Origin of the sequence: Paenibacillus sp. GSMTC-2017 (genome assembly GCF_016019935.1) — a bacterium.
In the GTDB taxonomy this organism is placed as follows: domain Bacteria; phylum Bacillota; class Bacilli; order Paenibacillales; family Paenibacillaceae; genus Pristimantibacillus.
Window position 1 is genome coordinate 138,440 of sequence record NZ_JAECMT010000002.1, and the last position, 23,864, is coordinate 162,303.

At 39.1% G+C, this 23,864-nt stretch carries 25 protein-coding genes and 1 riboswitch; of the genes, 6 read left to right on the forward strand and 19 right to left on the reverse strand.

Annotated elements, in window-relative coordinates; all coding sequences use genetic code 11:
• Positions 1-80 precede the first annotated feature (80 nt).
• Positions 81-1,268 carry a voltage-gated chloride channel family protein gene (locus tag I6N90_RS07855; protein WP_197934981.1) on the forward strand — a complete coding sequence of 396 codons (1,188 nt, stop codon included), beginning with the start codon at positions 81-83 and terminating at the stop codon, positions 1,266-1,268.
• On the opposite strand, the gene I6N90_RS07860 is transcribed toward I6N90_RS07855, so the two are convergent.
• A complete protein-coding gene (locus tag I6N90_RS07860) occupies positions 1,253-2,128 on the reverse strand; it encodes a radical SAM/SPASM domain-containing protein (RefSeq protein ID WP_197934982.1) in 876 nt (291 codons plus the stop codon). The two genes, I6N90_RS07855 and I6N90_RS07860, sit on opposite strands and share 16 nt — an antisense overlap.
• Positions 2,129-2,186: 58 nt before the next feature.
• Entirely contained in the window at positions 2,187-2,660 is a 474-nt protein-coding gene (locus tag I6N90_RS07865) for a thiol-disulfide oxidoreductase DCC family protein (RefSeq protein WP_232242775.1), read from the reverse strand.
• A gap of 109 nt (positions 2,661-2,769) precedes the next feature.
• Positions 2,770-2,868: riboswitch (guanidine-I (ykkC/yxkD leader) on the forward strand.
• 73 nt (positions 2,869-2,941) lie between these two features.
• Here I6N90_RS07865 and I6N90_RS07870 point away from each other — a divergent pair.
• Both I6N90_RS07870 and I6N90_RS07875 read left to right on the forward strand, forming a co-directional pair.
• Positions 2,942-3,316 (forward strand): DMT family transporter, encoded by a 375-nt coding sequence (locus tag I6N90_RS07870; RefSeq protein ID WP_197934984.1) that lies wholly within the window; start codon positions 2,942-2,944, stop codon positions 3,314-3,316.
• Positions 3,313-3,627: a DMT family transporter gene (locus I6N90_RS07875; protein WP_197934985.1), complete on the forward strand. Its 315-nt coding sequence runs from the start codon at positions 3,313-3,315 to the stop codon at positions 3,625-3,627. Before I6N90_RS07870 ends, I6N90_RS07875 begins: the two co-directional genes overlap by 4 nt.
• Before the next feature lie 61 nt (positions 3,628-3,688).
• Here I6N90_RS07875 and I6N90_RS07880 read toward each other — a convergent pair whose 3' ends face one another.
• From I6N90_RS07880 to I6N90_RS07905, 6 genes are all read right to left on the reverse strand, one after another.
• Positions 3,689-3,904 carry a cold-inducible protein YdjO-related protein gene (locus I6N90_RS07880; RefSeq protein WP_197934986.1) on the reverse strand — a complete coding sequence of 72 codons (216 nt, stop codon included), beginning with the start codon at positions 3,902-3,904 and terminating at the stop codon, positions 3,689-3,691.
• 59 nt (positions 3,905-3,963) lie between these two features.
• The gene (locus I6N90_RS07885; protein ID WP_197934987.1) at positions 3,964-5,049 is read right to left on the reverse strand and encodes a lactonase family protein; all 1,086 of its coding nucleotides are present in this window, start codon (positions 5,047-5,049) and stop codon (positions 3,964-3,966) included.
• Between the two features lie 45 nt (positions 5,050-5,094).
• Entirely contained in the window at positions 5,095-5,814 is a 720-nt protein-coding gene (locus I6N90_RS07890; protein ID WP_197934988.1) for a DsbA family oxidoreductase, read from the reverse strand.
• A 139-nt stretch (positions 5,815-5,953) separates the two neighbouring features.
• On the reverse strand, positions 5,954-6,601 hold the full coding sequence (locus I6N90_RS07895; RefSeq protein ID WP_197934989.1) for a cell wall hydrolase: 648 nt from the start codon (positions 6,599-6,601) through the stop codon (positions 5,954-5,956).
• 115 nt (positions 6,602-6,716) lie between these two features.
• On the reverse strand, positions 6,717-8,069 hold the full coding sequence (locus tag I6N90_RS07900) for a DUF6080 domain-containing protein (protein ID WP_197934990.1): 1,353 nt from the start codon (positions 8,067-8,069) through the stop codon (positions 6,717-6,719).
• Between the two features lie 26 nt (positions 8,070-8,095).
• Positions 8,096-9,013, reverse strand: a complete 918-nt coding sequence (locus tag I6N90_RS07905) for a decaprenyl-phosphate phosphoribosyltransferase (protein ID WP_197934991.1) — start codon at positions 9,011-9,013, stop codon at positions 8,096-8,098.
• Positions 9,014-9,152: 139 nt separating this feature from the next.
• Here I6N90_RS07905 and xerS point away from each other — a divergent pair, with 139 nt between their 5' ends.
• The gene (gene xerS / locus I6N90_RS07910) at positions 9,153-10,247 is read left to right on the forward strand and encodes a tyrosine recombinase XerS (RefSeq protein WP_197934992.1); all 1,095 of its coding nucleotides are present in this window, start codon (positions 9,153-9,155) and stop codon (positions 10,245-10,247) included.
• A 75-nt stretch (positions 10,248-10,322) separates the two neighbouring features.
• On the opposite strand, the gene I6N90_RS07915 is transcribed toward xerS, so the two are convergent.
• The 8 genes from I6N90_RS07915 to I6N90_RS07950 form a co-directional block, all read right to left on the reverse strand.
• Entirely contained in the window at positions 10,323-10,844 is a 522-nt protein-coding gene (locus tag I6N90_RS07915) for an ADP-heptose synthase (RefSeq protein WP_197934993.1), read from the reverse strand.
• A gap of 123 nt (positions 10,845-10,967) precedes the next feature.
• Entirely contained in the window at positions 10,968-12,317 is a 1,350-nt protein-coding gene (locus I6N90_RS07920; RefSeq protein ID WP_197934994.1) for a DUF4129 domain-containing protein, read from the reverse strand.
• The gene (locus I6N90_RS07925; RefSeq protein ID WP_197934995.1) at positions 12,314-13,450 is read right to left on the reverse strand and encodes a DUF58 domain-containing protein; all 1,137 of its coding nucleotides are present in this window, start codon (positions 13,448-13,450) and stop codon (positions 12,314-12,316) included. Before I6N90_RS07925 ends, I6N90_RS07920 begins: the two co-directional genes overlap by 4 nt.
• Before the next feature lie 10 nt (positions 13,451-13,460).
• Positions 13,461-14,426, reverse strand: coding sequence for an AAA family ATPase (locus I6N90_RS07930; protein ID WP_197934996.1), 966 nt, complete (start codon positions 14,424-14,426; stop codon positions 13,461-13,463).
• A 12-nt stretch (positions 14,427-14,438) separates the two neighbouring features.
• Positions 14,439-15,362, reverse strand: coding sequence for a polysaccharide deacetylase family protein (locus tag I6N90_RS07935; protein ID WP_197934997.1), 924 nt, complete (start codon positions 15,360-15,362; stop codon positions 14,439-14,441).
• A 49-nt stretch (positions 15,363-15,411) separates the two neighbouring features.
• Positions 15,412-16,080, reverse strand: a complete 669-nt coding sequence (locus I6N90_RS07940; protein WP_197934998.1) for an MOSC domain-containing protein — start codon at positions 16,078-16,080, stop codon at positions 15,412-15,414.
• A gap of 227 nt (positions 16,081-16,307) precedes the next feature.
• Positions 16,308-17,945 carry an amino acid permease gene (locus tag I6N90_RS07945; RefSeq protein WP_197934999.1) on the reverse strand — a complete coding sequence of 546 codons (1,638 nt, stop codon included), beginning with the start codon at positions 17,943-17,945 and terminating at the stop codon, positions 16,308-16,310.
• 110 nt (positions 17,946-18,055) lie between these two features.
• The gene (locus I6N90_RS07950; protein WP_197935000.1) at positions 18,056-18,781 is read right to left on the reverse strand and encodes a phosphonate ABC transporter ATP-binding protein; all 726 of its coding nucleotides are present in this window, start codon (positions 18,779-18,781) and stop codon (positions 18,056-18,058) included.
• A gap of 155 nt (positions 18,782-18,936) precedes the next feature.
• On the opposite strand from I6N90_RS07950, the gene I6N90_RS07955 reads away from it, so the two are divergent.
• Together I6N90_RS07955 and I6N90_RS07960 are read left to right on the forward strand one after the other, a co-directional pair.
• Positions 18,937-19,161: a hypothetical protein gene (locus tag I6N90_RS07955; protein WP_197935001.1), complete on the forward strand. Its 225-nt coding sequence runs from the start codon at positions 18,937-18,939 to the stop codon at positions 19,159-19,161.
• 143 nt (positions 19,162-19,304) lie between these two features.
• Positions 19,305-20,042 (forward strand): HAD family hydrolase, encoded by a 738-nt coding sequence (locus I6N90_RS07960; protein WP_197935002.1) that lies wholly within the window; start codon positions 19,305-19,307, stop codon positions 20,040-20,042.
• 12 nt (positions 20,043-20,054) lie between these two features.
• On the opposite strand, the gene I6N90_RS07965 is transcribed toward I6N90_RS07960, so the two are convergent.
• From I6N90_RS07965 to I6N90_RS07975, 3 genes are read right to left on the reverse strand one after another with little or no spacing between them, the layout of a single operon-like run.
• Positions 20,055-22,274: a type IA DNA topoisomerase gene (locus tag I6N90_RS07965; RefSeq protein ID WP_197935003.1), complete on the reverse strand. Its 2,220-nt coding sequence runs from the start codon at positions 22,272-22,274 to the stop codon at positions 20,055-20,057.
• A 25-nt stretch (positions 22,275-22,299) separates the two neighbouring features.
• Positions 22,300-23,358 (reverse strand): glucosaminidase domain-containing protein, encoded by a 1,059-nt coding sequence (locus I6N90_RS07970; protein WP_197935004.1) that lies wholly within the window; start codon positions 23,356-23,358, stop codon positions 22,300-22,302.
• A 53-nt stretch (positions 23,359-23,411) separates the two neighbouring features.
• A complete protein-coding gene (locus tag I6N90_RS07975; protein WP_197935005.1) occupies positions 23,412-23,729 on the reverse strand; it encodes a hypothetical protein in 318 nt (105 codons plus the stop codon).
• Positions 23,730-23,864: the final 135 nt, after the last annotated feature.

Genomic DNA, 23,864 nt, shown 5'->3' on the forward strand with positions numbered 1-23,864 from the left:
TTCATCGTAAAATAACAATTAACATTAACTAATAGGATCGATTCATACACTAAGCAATTGAATAAGGAGTAATCCCGATTATGAAACAAATGAAATGGCTGCTCCTACCGATTGCAGTTGGTGCAAGCGCTGGAACTGTGTCTGCCCTATTTTTAGTCAGTTTGGATTTCGTCACAAGTCTTCAAACGAGTCATGTCTGGCTTCTGTGGCTACTACCGTTCGGAGGAGCATTAGTCAGCTATATTTATATGAAATATGGCAAAGACGCTGGGCGAGGAAATAATTTAGTAATCGAGCAAATTCATTCCGGCTCTGGTTCAGTACCATTGCGAATGGCACCGCTCGTACTTTTCGGAACATTATTAACTCACTTATTTGGTGGATCAGCTGGTCGAGAAGGTACTGCAGTTCAATTAGGGAGTAGCTTATCAGCGTCGATTGGTAAGTTATTTAAATTAAAGGTATCCGACCAACGACTTATCGTATTATTAGGTGTAAGTGCAGGGTTTGCCTCTGTTTTCGGAACACCGCTTGCAGGAACACTTTTTGGTTTAGAAGTATCAACGAAAGGTTCATTACGCTTTCGAGCTTTGCTACCTTGTCTAGTTGCGAGTTATATGGGACATTATGTAACGTTAAGCTGGGGAATAGAGCATAGCCACTATGTTATTGGAGTCGTTCCTGGATTAGACTGGCTAGTCATCGCAAAGGTTACTTTAGCTGCTATCATTTTTGGTGTGGCTGCATCATTATTTGTTCATTTAACTTCAACGATCAAAAAAAGAATGACACAAGTCATTGCGCATCCCGTTCTACGAAGCTTTGTAGGTGGATGTATGATTATTGCTCTTGTTCTCATTATAGGAAGTCGAGACTATTTAGGTCTAGGACTTCCGTTAATGGACGCAGCTTTCAATAGTACGGTATCATTTACTGACTCTATATTGAAGATGCTGTTTACTGCTGTTACGCTTGGAACAGGATTCATTGGCGGTGAAGTAACACCTTTGTTCGTAATTGGTTCAACGCTTGGCAGTGCGTTGTCCGCTTTTCTGTCGCTATCTGCTCCATTTCTAGCTGCACTCGGATTAGTATCTATTTTTGGTGCAGCTTCAAAAACTCCGCTCGCTTGTATTGTGTTGGGTTTGGAGCTTTTTGGATGGGATGGGGCACTTTATTTCATACTCGCTTGTTATATTAGCAATCTTATCTCTGGGCGATCTAATATCTATGAAGCTCATATCCGCAACATTCAACCAAAACGTTGACGGTAACCACATTTCCGGCAAAGCTCTTCAACGGCTTCTCTTCGAGAGAAGCCTTCATAGAGGTTATTCGCTCGCTCACTTTCAACAATGTCCGAGAAGTGTTTATCGTGAATATTACCGAGATTAATAACCCCTTCCCCATCTAGACAACAAGGAATGACCGTACCGTCAATCAATACCCCTGCTTGATTCCGAAGGGCATGGCAAAAGCCTTTCCCATCATCCTCCGGTTCTTTCAAATCCGGCCACTTAAATTCGGGGTCCTGATTCAAATAAATACGGTCTGCAATCTTTACTCCCGATCCAGGCTTGAATTTTTCTTCGATCTGATAATCAAGTTCAAATGCTTCTTCAATCATCCCTAATAATTCTCGGTTTTTATCCTGTTGTTTATTAACTTCATTATTCATATCTAAATTCCAAAGTCTAAAAGAAATGATGATGTTGCTGAGAACTGTCGCTTCTCTAACAAAAGACAATATTTCAGCTAAATAACCTGCTTTATCTTTTGAACCAGCATGTCCATCAAAGCTATGGAGAGAGAAATTAATTTGTCTAAGTGCAGGTTTTCCAAGCAATTTTTGTTTGTTTTTTGTAATTAATGTTCCGTTAGTTGTAATATTTACTTTAAAACCTTTCTCATGACTAATATCAAGCAGCTCATCGATTTTGGGGTGAAGTAGCGGCTCACCTTTTACATGAAAATAGATGTAGTCTGTGTGCGGTTTTATTTGATCTAACGTTTTCTTGAAGTCTTCAACGGTTACAAAACCTTTGCCACGAAGTGTCGGCGGACAAAAGTGACAAGATAGATTACAAATGCTTGTTGTTTCTATATAAAATTTTTTAAATCTTTTCATGTTCTAACGCTCCATCTGTATAAATTCATTTTGTTATGCACATAATTTCGGTAGTTTATTATTCAAAGCTCTCAGCAATGCCTACGCCACCATCAAGGAATCGAGCCATTACCGCTTTAGTTGGCATAAGACACACATCGGATTTCCCGAACCAACGATAGCGATTACGAGCCACCCAATCGTAAACGATGTTACGAATCGGAGGCGGTACGATAATAAACACATATAACAACGCCCACCATCCACCAAGTCTCTGTGCCACACGAAGTGCTGCACTAGACTTGATCCAGTACTTGCCATTGTCATAAAGTACAAAAGAATCAAACGTTTTGTCTTTCAGACTGCCTTGTGCCAACAATTGTTTGCCAGCAGTCGATTGTAATGCAGCGAATCTAAATTTCCCTTTATGATCATGCTTAACGAGGAAACGTGTAATGGTTTGACACATATGACAATGACCGTCAATCAATGCAACTAAAAGATTCTCATTACTGCGTTCATTATTCATGTTTTGATTAATGTCATTAATCATTAAATGGTTCACCTCTTCAACAGCTCTTATGTTTATCCTAACATATCGAACCCGAACTTGCACTTGACCCCCCTCTCTAGATGTACTATAATCAAACGAAACCTAAAACAATTTAGTTTTCTAGGGTTCCGCGGCATATGCCGGTCTGGACCGAGGGAGAACACGCAGCTCTGCTGCGGACACACGGAGGGACAAAAGCCCGGGAGATATCTTAACAGATACTTCTGCGGCTTTTTTTGTTTTTCAAAACTAATATCAAGTAGAAAAGGAGATCAACAAGCATGGAAAAAGTACAAAATAAATACTGGTTACTCGTCGTTGTAGCCGCTTGTTTCGAAGTGGTTTGGGTTATGGGTTTGAAGCATGCTGACACTGTTCTCTTTTGGACAGTTACTGTCGCAGCGATCATCGTTAGTTTCTGGCTATTAATCTATACGGCAAAGAAGCTTCCTACAAGTACGGCATATGCCGTTTTTGTTGGGCTAGGTACAGTTGGTACAGTAATTGTAGAAATGACCGTATTCGGTGTACCATTCAGCTGGGCTAAAGTAATTTTAGTTGCTGTATTGCTTACTGGTATTATTGGTTTGAAAACCGTCACTCACGGGAATCCCGATTCGAGTGCTGAACAAGGAAAACGAGGTGATCACGCATGAGTTGGTTATTCGTCATTTTGGCAGGGTTATTTGAAGTCGTTGGTGTTATTGGTATCGCTCAAATTAATAAGAAATCGTCCTTTTTAAACGCAGTCATTATGATTGGCGGATTTATGATTAGTTTCTTTTTCCTTTCACTTGCAATGAAAGATATGGCGATGGGAACAGCGTATGCGGTTTGGACTGGTATTGGTACGGTAGGAAGCGCGGTTGTCGGTATTTTATTTTTCAAGGAATCAAAAAGCTTATTACGAATCTTCTTCATCCTACTTGTCTTATCTGCGGTTGTCGGTTTGAAACTTATTGATTAATATTTATTTAAAGGAAACGCCTCTAGTCCACATTGGATTAGGGGCGTTCTTATTAGATCAATTAAAATTCGGATTTCGGCTTGCGCGGCTGCGACTTCACTTTATTCTGAACTGGTGGCAAATGTCTCATACTACGAAGCATTGGCCCTTTACAAATCGGACAAAGTTGTTCTGTTGTGGAGAACTCGTCTCTTACCCATGCCTTGCAATCTGCATTTTTGCATTTCCAAATCTTAGTTGGTTTTAAATTAGGGGTTGTGTCTGATTGAGTAGTCACTTATGAATTATTCCTTTCGGTAACACCGTTAATTGTTAAGTACATGAATTAATTTTTCTTTAATTAAAATAAACTGGAATGACGCATACAGGTTTTGATGCTTCTATGGAATAGCCCGTGTATCTTAAATTTCCGTTCTCATTGTTAACGTGGAAAGTTACAAGATTATTTGTATCTCTATTAGCTGCTATCAAATAATTGCCGTTTGGTGAGAGAGCGAAATGACGCGGATGTCCGCCTTCCACAGAAATATGTTGAATAGGTGATAACTGTCCTGTTGACTCTTTTACTCCAAACACAACAATACTATCGTGTCCACGATTAGATCCGTAAATGAATCTACCATCTTTCGAAATCGTAATTTCTGCACAACTGTTTTCCCCTACAAAACTTTCGGGAAGTGTACTGACTGTCTCTAGAACTGTCAACTCTCCCTCAACTTGATCATAAGAAAACACAGTAATGGTAGAGTTCAATTCATTAATCGAATAAGCAAATGTAGCATTTGGATGGAATACAAAATGTCTTGGGCCAGATGCACCTGAAATAGCAACTTCGTTATGACGAATTAGTTTATTGTTTTCCTTATCTACGGTATACCCCACAATCTTATCAATACCTAGATCGGGTACAAATAAGAACTGACCATCCGGGCTAAAGAAACTGGAGTGTGGATGTGGTTTGTCTTGATCTTCAGTATCAACGCTTCGACCTTCATGCTGCTGGACATCAAGTAATTGACCAATACTACCATCCTCTGCAATACGAAGCAAACCAATCATACCACCATGATAGCTAGAAACGATTAAATGACGATTTTCATTGTCCCGCTGAACATGGCAAGTTGTCGAAGTTACTGTCAAGCGACGGTTTAATAAAGTTAGTGCTCCGTTATTCTTATCAATTCGATAAGAGACGAGTTCTCCAACCTTCTTACCATCCTCATTTGCCCCTTCGCCAATGGAATAAAGTAATCCACGATCCGAATCAACATTTAAAAAAGTTGGGTTCTTAATACCTGTCGCAACATTGATTTCTGTTAATTCACCGTTACTTTCATTGCAAGTGTAGACGTGAAGACCATTTTCATTCGCTTCTGCATATGAGCCCACAAATACGAGCATTTGACGTTGTTCAGCTGTCACAACCTATTCCTCCCGCAATCAGATCCTTATTATTAACCTTTATGATTAGGATTTATCCTTACCAGGAATACAAATACCATCCGTACATATTCCATCCGAATTCGCTTCATCTACTTGAAGTAGAGTAGGATATTTCTCTTCCCATGCCTTATTCAGCGTATCTAGAAATACAGCAGGAGATTGAGCACCAGACACAGCATATTTACGATCAATAACAAAAAATGGAACGCCTCTAATACCTAGGCGGCTACCTTCTTCTTCTTGTTCTCTGACCTTATCTGCATATTGTGTAGATTCAAGTAATTGACGTACGGCTTCACGATTTAAACCGACTTCTACTGCTAATTCCAATAAGCGTGCATGGTTAGAAATATTGTCGCTATCCGTAAAATGCGCTTTAAGCAATCTTTCTGACATCTCAGCACCTTTACCTTGATCAGCAGCATATTGAGACAATCGATGTGCATCGAATGTATTTAGATCAAGCATTCCATCGAATCGGAAAACTAAACCAACTGCTGCAGCTTGCTCCGCTACATTGTTGCTCGAAGCTTTCGCCTGATCAATACTCATACCGTATTTTTTCGCTAACATCTCATGAACACTTGCATTTAAGCTGGAATCCGTGTTTGGGTCTAATTCAAAACTTTTGAACTCTAACTCAACATGATCTTTATGTGGAAACTCACTTAATGCTGATTCAAATTTTCTCTTGCCAATATAGCAAAACGGACAAACAAAATCCGACCATAATTCCACCTTCATCTTCTTACACCTCCTGTAACAATCATACAAAGCACATTATATCATGTTCTGTCTGTTAGGACGAATCTATTCAGAAACAAAAAAAAGCACATTCGATCAACGATGTTGTTCGAACATGCTTCCTACTGAATATAATTCATTAAACTGCGAAAATATGACTTCCGATTTTCCCAACTTGTTTACGTGTCCATATCCAAGATGATGTGGCTATATCCGGGTTAAAATAATACAACGCTCCATTCGTTGGATCATAACCTTGAATGGCTTCGAGTGCAGCCTCATAAGCGATTGGATCAGGCTTCAGATTATATTGCCCATCATCTATAGCTGTAAAAGCACGAGGAGAATAAATAACAGCTTCAACTGTATCAGGAAAGCCCGAAGATGCGACTCTGTTCATGATAACTGCACCTACTGCAACTTTACCTTCATAACTTTCTCCTCTTGCTTCTCCATGAATAATTTTTGCGAGCATATCTAATTCATCACGACTGACAGAAGCTTTCTCAAGTGCTGCCCATGTTGTCGATCCTTCTAAGCCATTGTTCTTTAATTCATGATCCTTATGAAATAACAGGATTGAATGACGTTGTAGCACCTCGTTTAGTGTATCTAAGTTTGAATGAAAATACATATATTCGAGCTCTTGATGACTTTCAATCAACTCATCATAATTTACATTTGTATATATGATTGATTCGGACGCTGAAGCTTGCATTGGCATTCCGAATAAGGTAGACATCCAAATGGTTATAACGAGTGAACATACAACAAATCGATTGTTCATATTGGCCTTACTCCCTCCATTTGCCATCGACATCTCAATGACTCGTAAGAGTGTATCATAGGACCAATATAAATGTAACCTGCAAACTAAAATTACAAATATTTTCTAATAAAAGTTATTTAACCTCTTTATTACCCAATTGCACGTATGATTCTTTTATTACTTGTAACGAATCGTTATGTTTGATCACATTATTGCCAAGTGTAACGATTGTACATGTGATAATAAAAATCATACCGATCATTCTTAGCTTACCTCGCTTCATTCCCATTAAGAAAGACGCTGCAAGCAAGAAAACAGCAAACAAATAGTGACCCGCATACAAATATAGATCGTATTCAAATACAGCAAGGCCGTATCCAACAACGAGATGTAATGCAATGGCAAAACCAATATAAACCGCCATCGTCCAAGCTTCTTTTGTACGAATGCCACGTACAAAACCTGCAATGGCTAGTGCTAGCAAAGCAAACCCGATTATCGTTACGTATATTGGGTATGGCTGAGAAAGATTGGTAGCAAAAGCAACGATTCCAGGATTAATTAACGTCATATCAGGTGTTAGAATTGGGCTAATAAATAACATGTATACAGCTTTCCAGTGATGTGCGAACGAAAAAGGTGCTGCGTAAGTAAAGCCGCCATTTTCTAGGTTTTGCTGCATATTATTGAACCAAGACTTACCATCAAATAGTAAGAGCTGCATTCCAGAAAATATGACTATCAAAATAATAAAATAAACACTTATACGAATGATTGGACGAATCATTTGTCCATATTTTTTTGTAAAGAGGGTTACAAACAATGCTCCGAAATAAGTAACGATATTAGTCAACGTTATGCCAAAGTTTAAAAACGCTAAAGTCGCCGCTGGCCACTTTCCGAGATTACTCCCCATATCAACATAAGCTAAATAGAGTACGGATAAAATAATTACAAACTGCGCATAACCGTAAGAATCAGGTATCATTGCTGTAAATATCGTATAAGAGCTAACTCCAAAGAAACTTGCGAACCAAAATGGAAAACCAATTCCAACTTGACCATCATGGTCGCCTCTTCTTCGTAAATAATAATAAATGAGCACAGCACTTAGAGCATTGAGCGCACTTTGTACGAATAAGAAAAACAAATTCCCGCCAGCCAATTCTGAGATTTTGTAAAGATTTCCAGAAAGCAAACTCATAAAAGGGTGAATGACTGTCATGTTCAAAAAACCATAATAGAAGGAAGGGTCAAAGTTAAATATGTTTAGAAAAAATGGTGCACCATAAAATGGACTATGCTGAGAAAGCACTTTTGCATTTTGTTCCATATAAGATAAAAAAGGAATATTCATAAAAATATATAAAGCGGAAAAACAAAAGAAAAGCACTGCAGCAACTACATTATCTCTGCGATTGTGAAATAGGAACGCAGCAAAAGAATTAAATTTAGTCGATGCATGAGGATGAATCAAGTTATTCATGAAAACGAACCACCATTCTTATTGTGTTATTCAAAAACAGCCATAATAATTACAGATACAATTACATAAAGGATAACAGTTATCATAATAGGTTTATCCTCGAGCAGTACTCGATCTGGCGCTCCGCCCTTCTGCTCCATATGAATAAGGTAAAGATAACGGAAAATACCATATACGACGAAAGGTATCGTCCACATCAAATGGATCGTACGACCTGAAGTAAAAGTAAATAACGAGTAACAAATGATCGTTGAGGCTGCGACAATTCCGATAAGCTGATCCAATAGAGCAACTGAATACTGACTAAGTACTTTGCGATGCGCTTCACTATTTGTGTCCATAAGAATTAGTTCATGTCTTCTCTTTCCAATTGCAAGAAATAGTGATAATAGCATCGTACATAATAGAAACCAAGGAGTAAATGGCACATTGATAACAAGTCCACCAGCAAGTGCGCGAAGTACGAATCCTGCCGCAATAAGCATGATGTCAATAATGACAACATGTTTGAGAACAAGCGAATATAACATATTAATAATAAAATAGATAAACAATACAACACTAAATAGCGGCTCAAGAAATAATGATAATAGCAATGAACCAACTAGTAGAGTACCTCCGAACATGAGCGCTAATTGAGGATTAAGCTGACCTGAAGCCATTGGCCGGAATCTCTTCGTTTCATGATGACGATCCGCTTCACGGTCTACGTAATCATTCATAATATAGACGGTTCCTGACACAAAACAAAAGAGAATAAAAGCAATTGTTGATTTTACAATATTTTCGGCATTCATGTGTTGAAAAGAAAACAAGAGAGCAGCAAATAGTAATAGGTTTTTGGTCCATTGCTTCGGCCTTAGTTGGCGAATAAGCAACTGGATCGTATTCGCACGAGTATCTGCGAATTGTCCTGCTACTATTTCTTTACTTTTAAACGACATTACAAAAATCCACCTTCCAAATGTTTGAATCAATTTAAGCTTATATTGTACCCTAACCATTCACTTGATACAATAAAGAACCATGATAGTAAAAAATAGTATGTGAATCTTTACTTGATCTGTAAGGAGACCAAAGCAGATGAATATTATTAAGCAGAAGGATCGACTTGAGCTAGAGGCCAAACTCCCTACAATGCCCTGGTTTATAGAACAATTTATTAGTTACAAGTTACCCGATTTATCTCCTTCTTCATTAGTAGAATATATGCGAGATTACGATACATTTTTAAAGTGGTTAATGGCTGAAGGTTTATCAGGAGCAGGTTCGATAAAAGAAGTTACGTTACTAGAACTTGAAACATTAAGAATGGAGAGCATCGATAACTTCAGAATGTTCCTTTCTACCTATAAACCAGAACGAAATAATCGCACAACGATTTCACGCAAACTTTCATCTCTTCGTTCACTCTTTCATTATTTGAGTCAAATTGCAGAGGATGAAGAGTTTTATCCGTTATTAAAAAGAAATGTAATGGCTAAAGTAACAATAAAGCGAACACATAAACCGAAGGATACAGCTGCTAAGCTAGAAGGTAAACTCCTTCAAGAGGAAGAAATCTCAGAGTTTCTATCGTATATCCGAATTCATTATGGCACCGATATTGTAAAGAACAAACAAGCTCTTTATTCGTATGAACTTAATATGACGCGTGACGCTAGTATGATTAGCTTTATTCTTCATTCTGGTCTACGTGTATCCGAATTAGTCAACTTAAATGTAGAAGATATCGATATGAAGAAACGGCTCTGTTATGTGTACCGAAAGGGTAAAAACGATGACACGTTCAAGACGCCAGTTTACTTCAGGCAAGAGGCCATTGATGATTTAAGTAGTTATTTGGCAGTAAGAGATGTTAGGTACAAAGCGCCTAAGCGAGAGAAAGCACTTTTTCTTGCGATAGCGAATGGGAAAAACGAAGGTTCTCGAATGACTAAACGAGCAATACAAGCGATGGTTCTAAAATATGCCAAACGATTCGGCAAGCCATACCTCTCCGTCCATAAGCTTCGACATTCGTTCGCAACGGACTATTACTTGCAAAATGATATTTACAAAACTCAGGAACAACTTGGTCATGCCTCACCAGAAACAACTCAAATTTATGCTCATCTTACTGACAAAACGATGGCAGAAGCAATTGACCGTAGAAATAAAGAAGGCAAGTCAGATTAACGCATCTTCACCGCGCTTAATCTTCTTGCCTTCTTTTCTTTATGTACAGCCCAATTGGAGCTGTTTATCTGTAGGTTATAATTCCATGTCCACGGAAGAAATGCCCTCTTCAACAGCAAATTCAAAATCTTCAATATCATATACTTGCACTGGAACTTCAGCTTCAATGAGCTTATCTTGAAATTCATATTGATCAGATAGTAGTGGAATTTCTAGTCGTAAACCCGTTAACAACATTTCCGTTTCAATGGGATCGAATAACTCACCGTAATGTGCGTTATCTACAGCGTGTACAACTGTAAATTGAATCATTTCATTCAGTAGCAGTGCTGAGCTTTCCCGCCATGGCATTTGCAGCGCTTTTTCAATTTTTTTGCGATTTAAGGAATCTTCAAAAAAGGTTATTAATTCATTGATTTTGGTCTTTACATGACCATCATCATCGGGATCTTCCATCACAGGATCTGTTCCATCTCTCATATCATAAAGCTCAGCTATTGAAGAATACGGTACAACAAAATCTACCGGACGACTTGGTACAAGAAGATGTCCATACGTAGCAATCATCACAGCTTCAATTACAAAACGTCGACGCATGGTGTTTCCTCCTGTCTCTACACGTAATAATTAGCACTTCCATAATATTATACAATATTAGATTGGCCGTACAAGATAGTTATTTGTCCATCTTTTCATAAAAAAAGAACAACAGCATTGCTGTTATCCCTTCTTCCGTATTTGATCTAACCAGCTTTTAAATCGATTGACGATATCATTTGAAGGCTCCTCGTTGCCATAACGAACCTTTTCATAAGTAACAACAAAGTCTTCAAGTTCTTTTGAGTTTGAATTTTCTAACTTATTTGCAGATGTGTGCTCAGCAACTATTTCTCTTGGCGTTAAGTAAGTTCTAGGTGAGTATCCATTTTTCACTTTTTGTTTAAACCATTCATAATACAAAAAGCGAACTTTTGCCCCATTTGTAGTAAGATCGTTCCATCCTACTTCATGTGACTGCCGCCTTAAAATGATATCTGTCCATTTATTGTGGAATCTATTTCGCCATTTTGAAGCATTGAGCAAACTTTCGATCTCATCATCGTAACCTGTATCCTGATAACCTGTACCTGCATTTTTTTCTAATAGCTTCTCTTTAATTAATTTAATCATTCGATATAACCCCCGAACGATCAAATACAACATAACTATTGCCACTAGAGCGACTAACACATAACCGATAAAGATGAGCACCCCCTCGAGCAACGCCCAGAACAATGACGGAGAATTTGAGTCTACAGGAGGTAGTATCATTTCTGCTGGGGGAGGTTCGTCCTCTACTAATACATTTGATGGTGCATCTCTATCCAACCACGAAAAAAATGTTCTTAGCAACATCATTACTTTCTCATATATCCATGCATGTGCAGGCTTGAACATTGCAAATCCAATTAATACTATCATTAACAATCCTGTGAGCAGGCGATTACGATTTCTCGACATCGTAGATGCTTTTGATTTACGAGTATCCACCAATTCTCTAGAGAAATGTCGTTCATTCGTAAGAATGAAGAATACGATAATTGTAACAAATCCTCCACCATTTAGGAGCGGCATATAACTGACTAACTTATCGAGCTTAAAAAAGATTAGTGGCTGAATGATCACATATCCGAAAATACAAGCCAAAATAAATTGTGGACTAGCCATCGTATTCCAGCCTCGTTGCTGTTGCTGAAATCCTCTGTCTGCAATATATGCTGCAACAATTCCTGTGAGAAATAGCGGAACAATATCGAAGTATTCCCCCGATAACAGCCAAATGACAACGCTTGCTGCAAAACCAAGAACTACAGCTGTTACTACTCGGAATACTCTACGGAAACTATCTTCTTTATTAAATATGAAAGACGGCGCAACGAACACGAATAAAAGAGAAATGATCCACCAAGGTATACTATACGCTGGAAGAGCATATATTGCCGTCGTTAGAAGTAGCGGGAATAAAAAAACAATTTCCGATAAAGCAATTACAAAGGGGGTCACTATTCGAACCAATTTGCTTAAAGTCACGATACGTATCTCCCCCTATCGTTGACGGTAACCTCAGATTTAAAGGTATCTTTTTGAACTGCCTCGGGTAAATACCATATAGAAACCGTATTACCATTTTGCATTAATGAGTTAGCTGCTAACTCTAAACTATCGCTCCAATATGAGGTAATAATAACAATGTCACGGTTTGAATACCGTTTTAATGCTTCAAGCATAAGTAGATCCATGAATAAACTCGTACGTTCAATAACTAGCTTCGCCATCAATTCATATAACATGAAAAGATGTTCCTGACCTCGACCAGGTTCTATATGAATATGATCACTATTTCCTGACATTGGCATGTTAGCAGTGAATCCAACGTCCATACCACGACTTATGGCTGCCTCTGCTGCACCTGCTGCCCATTCAATCCCTTGCTCGATAACTGCTTCATTTGTTACATTTCTCCACATGCCTTCTTTATCATCCACATTTAGTAAAATCATCAAACTGCGATCGGCTGTAAAGTCATATTGATGTACTTGAAGTGTACCAGCTCTCGCAGTGGCCTTCCAATTCACTTGCTTCATCGAGTCTCCCGACTGGTAGTTGCGAGCACCGACGATTACAAATGGATCTGGTATTATAAATCTTTTCACTTGCTGTTCACCTTGCAAGCTTTGACTAGGCAGTTGTTCGAAAGGAACTACTGCTGGTTTCGGATACACTATAAGTTCATCCTCAAGTGGAATTTGGATATGACAGCTTATGTTCCCGAACAAATCACCACTCGTTAATGAAACGGTACTAAGTTTGTACCAGCCTCTCCGATTTGGAGTTATTCGATTGGTTCGAGTTAGCTTCATATAACCGCCTAAACTAAATAAACTTCGATGGTTTTGATAAACTTGCCCGCTACTCACATCAAAGTTGTCTTGTTTACTGAAATGCAAATGGGTTGATAGCTGTGATTCTACTCGAAGCCAAGGTACGGGAAGACGTTTTTTGTTTGAGAGCTGCTCAACAAGTTCAATCTCATCTCCTCTAAAACAATGTTTCACCTTGAAGCGTCTCACATAATGAAGATTCCGAAGGACATATCGTTTAAAGATGACCACTTGTAAACCTGCAATGACACCTGCTATTACGATTAAGTCAATAATGAACATACAGAGTCTCCTATCTTATCCATACATCAGCTTCTGCTGGAACGATAGTTTGACGAATGATTTCATCAATAATCGCATCTGCCCCACTATGGGCACGAGCAATTCCCCGTAATGACAGTCGATGCGCCAAAACTGGCTTTGCCATCGCTTTTATATCATCTGGCGTTACAAAGTCTCTTCCTCGTAAAATAGCATGTACTTGTGCTGCACGCAATAATGCTTGACTTCCACGAGGACTAACCCCTATTGAAATATCTTCACGTTTACGTGTTGCTTCTACTATTGCAAGCAAATAGTTTAATACATCATCTTCCACTCTAACGCTAGAATACACTTGCTGCGCAACTTCGATTTCCTCATTCCCAGCGATAGGTTGTAGTGTGCTTAGTGGATCTTGATCCTTGAAACGTTTAAGCAACGCTAATCCTTCATCAGTTGAAGGATAGCCCATCTTAATCTTAAATAAAAATCGGTCTAGTTGCGCCTCTGGTAAAGGGAAAGTACCTTGATGTTCAACCGGATTTTGTGTCGCAATGACCATAAACGGACGATCTAGTAGTTTCGTTTCCCCATCTACACTGACTTGTTTCTCCTCCATACATTCAAGCAAGCTCGATTGCGTACGTGGAGTAGCACGATTAATTTCATCTGCTAACAGCAGGTTTGTAAAGATAGGTCCAGGTCTAAATTGAAAATCCCCAACCTTTTGATTGTAGAAATAAATACCACTCAAATCGGAAGGCAATAGATCAGGAGTAAATTGAATACGTTTGAATGAAAGTGATATCGATTTGGCAAAACTTTTCGCTAACATTGTCTTTCCAGTACCGGGTACATCCTCTAGCAAAACGTGTCCCGAAGTAATTAACCCAATTAACAATAGGTCAATGACTTCTTCCTTACCTATTATGACTTCCCCAATATTCCTTTTCACTTGTTCTGCCAGTAACTTCACCTCTTGAAAAGACATGCTCATATCTCCCTTTATTCAGATCGATTTATGATTACGTTCCTTTTGAAGTTTTTGCAGTTCGCTCCAACGTATAAGCTTAATTCCAGCACCTTGGAGCGTTTGTATAATCTCAGGATCACGGAATATGTTATACTCCATATTTCTCTTCTCTGGTTCAAGATGGAACGATTTTAGTTCCTCCGTTAATAACGAAGGATGAATAATGAGCTCCGTAACTCCTGGCTTTAAGTTCGAAAGCAACTCTATCATATTGGTTTTGAAACTATCGTACGTTTCTTCTTCCTGTAATTGGAATGGTAACCCAACTAAATAATCTATGATCACAACACCTTTCGAATCTGCTAATGCAGCAATAGCTGCTGCTTGTTCTTTCATTTCTGGTGGTGCTATTTGGCCATTTTCCATCGTTAAATATCGTGGTAATCGAAACGGCAATCCATAGGAAGCGCATACATCAAGCACCTCAACCATAAAATGTTTTCCTGTTCGCAGTCCATATAGGCTACCCATATGATTATCTGCATGTGTAGGGGTCATGCCAAGCTTCAGCGCTTTCTCGAGTTGATTGATAAGCTCAATTGTTACATGTTCTGATGTCGCATGTTGTTCAAAACCTAAGCTGTCTTTATAAAAATAACCTTCTTCTGTTATTAGCGTAGAGACATCCGCGCTACTTGTAACCGGCCCCCAGCTATACGGTCCCCATTCACTTGTAAAAGTAAAATGAATGCCAACATCATATTGTGGATTCTCCGCACTCCAAAGTGCTCCATCTCTTGCCCAAGCACATGGCATCATTAATGTCGCTGAGCTTATGGCTTCTTCTTTTAGTAACTGCTTTGCAGCTGCATTAACGGAGTAATTTAAGCCGAAATCATCTGCATTTACAATTAATAAACGATCCTCTTCTTTGTAACCAAGTGCTGTTGCTAAATTCATATTATTTCCCCCTAAAATGAGATGGCAAATTTCACATATTTATTAATGTTCAGTCATTGATAAGTTTATCTAGTCGTTTAGATAATTGATTTTTCCAGCTGGCAGCTAATGCATCCACCGCAAGCAATTTCTGTATAGCCTCTACATTGTCCTTTTCCACATACATAACGTGATTAGCATCTGCGATTGAGAACTGCTCTGGATGTCTCTCGATTACGTTAAAATGATCACCTACACTGATGTAACCTTCCTGCATAACTCTGAAATAGAAGCCAGTATATCCTGTCTGCTGCGAAAGTAATGGTAACGTAGGCAAATCATTTCTAATACCGAGTTTAAAGCAAGGTTGTCTAGGCTGACTAATTTGTAGAGTCACTTCACCAATTGTAATGATATCACCTACAAACAGATCATCTTCTGTCCATCCGGATATCGTGAAATTTTCACCAAAAGAACCATGTACGAACGGACGATCAAATTGCTCTTCCCAATAAGGATATCTCGAATGAAAATACGCGCATATCGCTTTATCTTCCCCGCCATGATTAATCATATCGCCTTGGCCGTCACCTTGTATTCCAGTTTTACTAATAAATACTCTTTCAACTATTGCAGTTTTAAATATGCCGCTAAGAACTTCTTTGCTGCCATGTTGAATCATTTTTGGTTCTCCGACAAGAAGTGAAGCTAGAGATGCCGAAGTTTGTACACTGTTCATATAATCGACCTCTATTCTATATCTAGTAGTCTCATCTATCCGTATTATAAACTTTATAGGCAGATGTTGGCAAAAAAAATAACCTCCAAAGAGATTAATGATATTAATTATTGCAAATACATTTTTTGTTTCGACAGGTTCCAATACTCTTAAACGTTGGTATGTCGAAACCGTCTGTTTCCTGTAGCTTATTGCGCTTCCCCGGGAAATGTTTCTGAATTACCCCATCATTTCCCGTCTATCCAACTATATTTCAGCCCTCTATTTAAACGAACATCCATCACTTTTATGCCCAGTAACAATGCCGCTAAACAAATGAAACCGATTAAATCTACATACAATGCAGTAATAATAGTACTTGCAGCTAGCCATACAAATGCTACTATTTGAAAGGCTGTACTCCATGAGCCAACATTCCATGGTGCATCATGCCAAATTTGTTCAACGTTCGGTTCTACATATGTTGATGTCTTTCTTGATTCCCACCAGAGCTTTAATCGCAATCCAATTGGGATGGTATATGAGACATGAAGGGAAATAATTGCAATCGATAAGAGTGGCAGAAGAAGACCATCTTCTCGAACAATCAGTACTATGATAATCATCAAAACTGCTAGCATAGCACTTACCCATCCTGTATGTTGAGGTTGTCCGCGATGAACGCAAATTTTAGAAAGCTGATTACTAAATGGAATCGTTTCATCTCTTGCTAAACTGAATAGCGCTCTAGAGCAAACTAACATCGATTGTTGCCCGCTTCCCCATAATGAAATAACGATCAAAACTGCAATAATAGATGATCCTCCCCACCCTGCCATCGCACTTTGGAGAAAAAGAAGTATCCCTTCTAGTCCCATAAGAGATATAGAATACCCTTGCATTAGGTTTAGTCCACCAGTCATACCCATTGTCAGTGACATAAATGTAAGCAACACTAATCCAATGACAAACGTATAGGCAGTGGACAAAAATATCGCCCAAGGTACACGAATGCTTGGTTCAACGGTTTCTTCCGCACCTAACGCTGCTCCATCCATCCCCACAAATAATTTTAAAAGAAGCATACATCCGAGCAAAAAGGACCCTGATTGTACGTTTCCATCGAACGAAATGGTTTGAAATTGATACAGCAGTACTGGCGAGTAGCCACCAGGCCAAAACAACCAAACCAATCCTGTGAGTACAGAAATCACTATAAACAACTGTAACCAAACTGCAAACTGCCCGAATTTTTCAAGCAATACGAAACCCCACTGATTAAATGTAGCTTGAGACAATGCAATAATCGCAACAATCGACCAGAAAGATGTTGGTGAAGACTTGTACCCTAACATTTCCGATACTAGATAATCAGCTATAAAAGCACATCCACCAATATAAAGTGCTAACAAGGCTAGATGACCAGCTGTATGAAACCAACCTGCTCTTACACCCCATACACGACCTCCAAGCTTATAAGCAGTATGATAGATACTGCCAGCTGTTGGTATGGCAGATGATACTTCCGCTAGTGCTACACTAACGCATATCGATAATAAAGCTATTATTGGCATAGCAAATCCTATTACTGAAAGTCCTCCTTCATTTATAGCTGGTCCAAACAGAAGCGAAGCACTTCCTATCAACGCCATCACATTAAAAGATAGACCTATTGCAGACATACCGCCCCATCTTCTTACTAGCAATTGTGCAATGCCAAAGCGATTTAAATCATATTTATCTTGAAATAGTTGCGTCTCAGCACCATATCTCAACATACTCTGATATCTGGAACGAGCTACACCTTCCTGAACCTTATATGCGATGACTATAAAAAATAAACAAGTGCTAAGCGCTAATATCATTCCCAAAATAGTAGCTATCATTTCATCACCCCTACTCTACTCTATGAATAGGTATCAGTAGAAATGCTTATGAAAGAGCAAAAAGACCTCTTTCCGCAATTTTTCCATGCGGGTAAGAAGTCCATTTATTTTTAAAATTGCATTTTCTCACGTTCTGTAAGACGCCTTCCGTAAACATCTACAACAAGATTGCCTTTATTCAGTCCTAATATCCGATCGGCATATCGTTCAGCCCAATCTCCTTGATGCATGACAGCGATAACAATTTTCCCTTCATTTTTACAAAGTGCTTTGAGCTCACTGAGGACGATATTTGCCGCATGTGGATCTAATCCCATAACAGGTTCATCTGCAACGATAACTTTTGCTCCATGTACGAGTGCTCTTGCGATTGCTATTCTTTGACGTTCTCCGCCACTTAAATGTTTTGCTTTCATATGTGCTTTGTCGAGAAGTCCTCGATTTTCAATCATATCCATCGCACCCATATAATCATCGCCACGCATCATGCCTGTCCATCTTCGCCAAGCTGGTGTCTGACTCACAGATCCAATAATGACATTTTTGAGCCCACTTTTTTCTGGATATAAAAATGGCTTTTCTTCAAGATAAGCAACTTGCTGCTTCACTTTTAACTTCGTAAGCCATCCTTCTTCGAAAACTTCTTTTCCATTAAATTTATAAGACCCTGAAGTCCATCGCTCTTGAAGCGCCAAACATTTCAGTAACATGGACTTTCCACTACCACTGCCGCCCTTTACCGCAATAAAATCCCCTTCATATGCATCAAAACTTATATCGTTTAATAATATCGGTCCACCAGGAATTCGTTTCGTCAATCCTTTGACCCGTAACATTTTACGTTCCCTCCTGCTTCCTGCAATTGTTTCTATTAATCTAGTGTACGGTAAATAAAAAACTCTTTCCACACGAACAAATGTTTGGTATAATCATTTATAAGAACAAGTGTTCTATTTATATAAACCAACTATTCAAAGGAGGCTAGATCATCATGAAAACCAACTGTGAAAATTTCCGTTACGTAGAGAAGTATCGTCCTTATCGCGATTTAACTTTTAAATTTTATAACAACGGACGTCTTGTCATTATTGACAATAGCAATGAGGAGGTGATCAGCCCAAGAGACTTAAGGAGCGATAGTCGCGATTTTTATATCCGTAGACGAATTGCTTTTATTAAAAACCAACTAACTGCTTCCCAATTAAAATATGCATAACTTAAAAAGAGGCGAGATCGGAGTGACCGATTTCGTCTCTTTTTGATTATAATAGTAATAACCCTTACATTGACTAGACACTAGTATATACGGTAGATTGTTCATACAGTAGCATTTACTGCCGCAAAGGAGACTTGTAATTAATGAAGCAAAAAATTATGTTTGATTTGGATGATACGTTAGTTTATTGCAACAAGTACTTTTTTTATGTGATCGATCAATTTGTAGATTCGATGACTACTTGGTTCGGTGGATCTGAACTTGTGACAGCCGGATCAGTCCGAGATATACAGAACGAAAGGGATATTATTCTAATCGGGAATACGGGATTTAAGAGCGAACATTTCCCACAGTCTTTTGTCGATACGTATATCCACTTCTGCGATTTAACAGGGAGAAAACGATCTGCAACAGAAGAAGATTTTCTTTGGAAGCTCGGAATAAGTGTATACGACCATGCTACGGAACCATATCCTAATATGGAGCAAACGTTGGATGACCTTGCAAGCGAAGGTCATGAGCTTCATTTATATACGGGTGGTGAGCTATTAATCCAACAACGTAAGATCGAAAGTATGAATCTAGAGCGATACTTTGAATCGCGTATCTATATTAGACAATTGAAGGACAATGCAGCACTCGAAACGATACTGTCTAACGGTGCTTTTGACCGAAAACATACTTGGATGATCGGTAACTCCATTCGAACGGACGTTTTACCTGCACTTACAGCAGGAATTCACGCCATTCACATGCGCACGCAAGAAGAATGGCATTACAACGTCGTCCAAATTAATGTTGAGCCAAAAGGAGCTTTCTTCACTCTTGATCAACTAAAGGATGTTCCTAGCACTATAAATGGATTTCTGAATCGTGCCTAGCACGGTTCAGCGTCATTCCACTGCAAGTTTGCCTGTCTCCACATTTTGGACGATGATTTTACCTTCAGTCGTCGTCCCATCCTCTAATACTAACTTTAACTTAGCTGTTTTCCCTTTTTCCACTAACGCCTTCACTTGAGTTTCCGTTAAGCTCCGGCCATAACTTTCCTTCCAAATAACAAACTTGCATCCTACTTTGTAATTGGAGCATCCATATCCTTTACGCCCCATAAAGATTGACCCGCCACAACCTGGGCTCGGACAAGTAGCAATAATCGTAGGTACACCCGGCACCTCAGCTTTTTTATTCGTGACAGAAGCTTTGCTTGTAGAACGTTTCCCAACTGAACTCCGTCCCTTTTGGGGCGTCGAAGACGCTTCTGCTTCAAACAACAACTTATCCGCACGAGACTGCTTCCGAACCTTCTCAACGATCATCGTTGCAAACTTCTTCACATTTTCCATAAACTGAAGATCAGATGCACTGCCACGTGATATATCATTTAATCTACGTTCCCACATGCCCGTCATCTCAGGAGAAGTCAGTAATTCAACACCAGCACCACGTATTAGCTCAATTGCTGCGCTCCCCTTTTGGGAGATCATAATCCGTTTACCTTGCATAGAAACATAACCAACATTTTTGAGTCGTTCTATCGTTGCTGCACGAGTTGCAGGTGTCCCGAGACCTGAGTCCTTCATTGCATCCCGAACTTCTTCATCTTCGATTTGTTTACCAGCACTCTCCATCGCTTTAAGCAACGTACCCTCTGTATAATGCTTAGGTGGCTGTGTATCTTTTTCTTTCATCAATGCATCACTACAATGAACAAATTGATTAGCTTGAACGGAAAACGGCTCATTTACTTCCTCTTCTTCATCCGTTTCTTCATCTTTTTTGCTCGACTTTTGCTTCTCTTTATCCTTCTTCTGATCACCATAAATCACTTTCCAGCCTAAGCTTAATAACTCTTTCACCGAAGTTTTGAAGCTTTCCTTTTCTACTTCAGTAATAACTGTATGCGATTTATATTCTGCAGGAGGATAAAACTGCGATAAAAAGCGTCGAACGATAAGGTCATATAGCTTTTGTTCATCTGGCGACAAACCGTTCGCTTTTCTATATGTAGGCAATATAGCGTGATGATCTTCTACCTTCGTCGGATTACAAATAAACTTGTTACCTTTATGGACAAGGTTACGATTAGCACCTTTTACCCACTCATCATAAGCGGTTCCTTGCAAAGCATTTAACGTTTTATGCATTTCCGGAATGTTTTGTTCCGTTACATAGTTGGAGTTGGTACGCGGATACGAAATCACTTTATGTTTTTCATAAAGTGCCTGTGCAGTATCCAACGTTTTTTTAGCTGAAAATCCGAGTTTTCCATTGGCCTCTCGCTGCAACAGAGTTAAATCATACAGCTTGTACGGATATTCCTTAACGTCCTTTACTTCATAGGATGTTATGCTGCCTTCTTTGCCCTTCACCTTCGCTACAATGGCTTCTGCTTGCTTTGGGTCAGTCATGCGTTCCCCTTGCCACATTCCACGATACTGAGTCTCTTGCTGGACAAAATGTGCTTCCACTTCAAAAAACTTAAGAGAATCAAAAGCCTCAATCGTTTTTTGGCGATCATAAATAAGCGCAAGAACTGGAGTCTGAACGCGTCCTACCGATAGCAGTACATTATGTTTTGTTGTGAACGCTCGTGAACCATTCATGCCAATGATCCAATCCGCTTCACTTCGGGCAGTAGCCGCTTTCGTTAAGTTATCGTATTCCGAACCATCCTTAAGTTCAGCAAAACCTTTACGAATCGTTTCCGGCGTAAGATCGGATATCCAAAGTCTCTTGACGGGATGTTTAAGCTTTAGATGACGCTGAATAAGCGCAAAAATATATTGGCCTTCTCGCCCTGCATCGCAACAATTAATGAGCGCGTCACATCGTTTGGCTAGATCGCCAATTACTTTGAGCTGATCAATTGTTTTTTTGTTAGGGACTAACTTAAACGGAGACGGAATAATAGGCAAGTCGTTAATATTCCATTTTTTGTAACGATCATCATAGGCATCTGGCTCTGCTAAACCGATCAGATGTCCAATCGCCCATGTAATGATATAATGTTCACCTTCTAAATAAGTGCGATTATTTTTTGCTTTAGGATCGATAGCTGCTGCTATATTTCGTCCCATGTCGGGTTTCTCCGCAATTATAAGTGTCTTCAACTCTAAGATCGCTCCTTTGCGGTAATTATTTACCCTCCTGAGTCAATTCAATCTCATTCATGATCATTGTAAATATCGAACGGACACCATTCGACCAGTTAGGGTCTTCGGCGTATTCGCGGTTAATCCACGTAAAAGGATCCGTTTCTGCTGGCTTGTCCTTACTAAGACGCGTAATTGTACGAGCTGCAATTTGTGAAGATTGGTCAATCGTCGTATTAAACTCTTCCCAGCTATGGAACACATTAAACGGATTGTTTGCAATTTCTTTCGCTTTTTTATGGGTACGTGGAACAAATCCTTGTTCCTGACCGGTAATCGCAAACATAAATGCAGGATGAATATCGAATTCTTTAGCCGTTTTTAGTATAGCATCCATATATTTGGGTTCAGCGAGAATAGAGTTTCTCTCTTTTAGAAATGCAATAAGTTTATCACGATCTACATGCTCATACTTTAGCTCAGGCGGTAAAGCATTCTTACTAGTTACTGGTGCAACAGTTTCCTGGTTCGCGTTCTGGGCTATTGGCATTTGTGAATCCTTATTGTTGATATCGTTAGTTAAAGACCAGCCGAACATTAATGTTACAACAACAATGAAGATACTTAATGTGCTAAACAAATAAAACTTTTTATGTATGTTCCATTTTATTAGCTGATCACTAGCATAGGGTAGTCGTAGCGGAATTATTTCGGCACTTGAAGAAGCCTTCGCATTAGTTGCTTCAATTGTAGCGGATTCGCTTTTACGATTTAATCTAGCTTCTTGTTTACGAGTCCACTCTCTTAAAGGTAATGCAATACTTTCATCACTCTGATCCAATTTCATACACAGCAAAAAAATATCATCCGCGCTAACAGGTCTTTGATGCTCTAACACCGTCGTGCGAATGAGTGTGCTTGTGAGCTGCCTTTTTACGTCAACCGTAAAGTGAGGAAGCTGTTTATGTATAATCCTAGTCACAGCATCAGCTACGATTTCTGCTCGTTTATCATGTGGCATTGTTGCATACTTTGATTGAACATAAGTACGAATATTTTTAACATCTGTAGGTGTTAATACGTAGGCGCTATCTGTAGGCATGAAGATCTCCCCTCCACACACATCTCACACCGATTTTACCACAACTTTCCTGCTTATGGTGAAGTTAGATTTGCAATGGCAGTCTGAATATGATTCTGTTCAATAAATGCCTTTATTTGCTCCTTCTCACTAAACGTACACTGATATTCACAATCACAGTCTTCGTCTTGCGGTACTATTTGTACAATTGTTCCATCTAGTGTACATATAACAAGAATTGAAAAAGCGATTAAGTCATCTGGGATCGGTGCTCCAGAATCTAGTTCTGGGCGAAGTACTATATCTACCCACTGATCGTCCCTACGCTCGATTATAGGATTGAACTCCTTAAACTTTAGTTCGGTTATCGTGTCCAAACCATATTTTATCATAATCGGAATTCCTCATTTCATTGTTCAGTTCAAAAAGGTCTTTACAAGTATGACCGATTTATCAAAGGCTATCAAGCAAGAAAAAGGTTTAACAGTATATAGTAAGGTCTATCAAGCAAGAAAAGCGCCCGAAGG

Excerpts from the sequence above, each read along its gene's own strand:
- I6N90_RS07890 (WP_197934988.1), bottom strand. The coding sequence starts at position 5,814 with ATGAAGGTGGAATTATGGTCGGATTTTGTTTGTCCGTTTTGCTATATT.
- I6N90_RS07935 (WP_197934997.1), bottom strand. The coding sequence starts at position 15,362 with ATGAATTTAGCAACAGCACTTGGTTACAAAGAAGAGGATCGTTTATTA.
- I6N90_RS07925 (WP_197934995.1), bottom strand. The coding sequence starts at position 13,450 with ATGTTCATTATTGACTTAATCGTAATAGCAGGTGTCATTGCAGGTTTA.
- I6N90_RS07900 (WP_197934990.1), bottom strand. The coding sequence starts at position 8,069 with ATGAATAACTTGATTCATCCTCATGCATCGACTAAATTTAATTCTTTT.
- I6N90_RS07975 (WP_197935005.1), bottom strand. The coding sequence starts at position 23,729 with ATGATAAAATATGGTTTGGACACGATAACCGAACTAAAGTTTAAGGAG.
- I6N90_RS07905 (WP_197934991.1), bottom strand. The coding sequence starts at position 9,013 with ATGTCGTTTAAAAGTAAAGAAATAGTAGCAGGACAATTCGCAGATACT.
- I6N90_RS07870 (WP_197934984.1), top strand. The coding sequence starts at position 2,942 with ATGGAAAAAGTACAAAATAAATACTGGTTACTCGTCGTTGTAGCCGCT.
- I6N90_RS07940 (WP_197934998.1), bottom strand. The coding sequence starts at position 16,080 with ATGAACAGTGTACAAACTTCGGCATCTCTAGCTTCACTTCTTGTCGGA.
- I6N90_RS07855 (WP_197934981.1), top strand. The coding sequence starts at position 81 with ATGAAACAAATGAAATGGCTGCTCCTACCGATTGCAGTTGGTGCAAGC.
- I6N90_RS07960 (WP_197935002.1), top strand. The coding sequence starts at position 19,305 with ATGAAGCAAAAAATTATGTTTGATTTGGATGATACGTTAGTTTATTGC.
- I6N90_RS07915 (WP_197934993.1), bottom strand. The coding sequence starts at position 10,844 with ATGCGTCGACGTTTTGTAATTGAAGCTGTGATGATTGCTACGTATGGA.
- I6N90_RS07875 (WP_197934985.1), top strand. The coding sequence starts at position 3,313 with ATGAGTTGGTTATTCGTCATTTTGGCAGGGTTATTTGAAGTCGTTGGT.
- I6N90_RS07895 (WP_197934989.1), bottom strand. The coding sequence starts at position 6,601 with ATGAACAATCGATTTGTTGTATGTTCACTCGTTATAACCATTTGGATG.
- I6N90_RS07945 (WP_197934999.1), bottom strand. The coding sequence starts at position 17,945 with ATGATAGCTACTATTTTGGGAATGATATTAGCGCTTAGCACTTGTTTA.
- I6N90_RS07950 (WP_197935000.1), bottom strand. The coding sequence starts at position 18,781 with ATGTTACGGGTCAAAGGATTGACGAAACGAATTCCTGGTGGACCGATA.
- I6N90_RS07860 (WP_197934982.1), bottom strand. The coding sequence starts at position 2,128 with ATGAAAAGATTTAAAAAATTTTATATAGAAACAACAAGCATTTGTAAT.
- xerS (WP_197934992.1), top strand. The coding sequence starts at position 9,153 with ATGAATATTATTAAGCAGAAGGATCGACTTGAGCTAGAGGCCAAACTC.
- I6N90_RS07865 (WP_232242775.1), bottom strand. The coding sequence starts at position 2,660 with ATGATTAATGACATTAATCAAAACATGAATAATGAACGCAGTAATGAG.
- I6N90_RS07955 (WP_197935001.1), top strand. The coding sequence starts at position 18,937 with ATGAAAACCAACTGTGAAAATTTCCGTTACGTAGAGAAGTATCGTCCT.
- I6N90_RS07930 (WP_197934996.1), bottom strand. The coding sequence starts at position 14,426 with ATGAGCATGTCTTTTCAAGAGGTGAAGTTACTGGCAGAACAAGTGAAA.
- I6N90_RS07970 (WP_197935004.1), bottom strand. The coding sequence starts at position 23,358 with ATGCCTACAGATAGCGCCTACGTATTAACACCTACAGATGTTAAAAAT.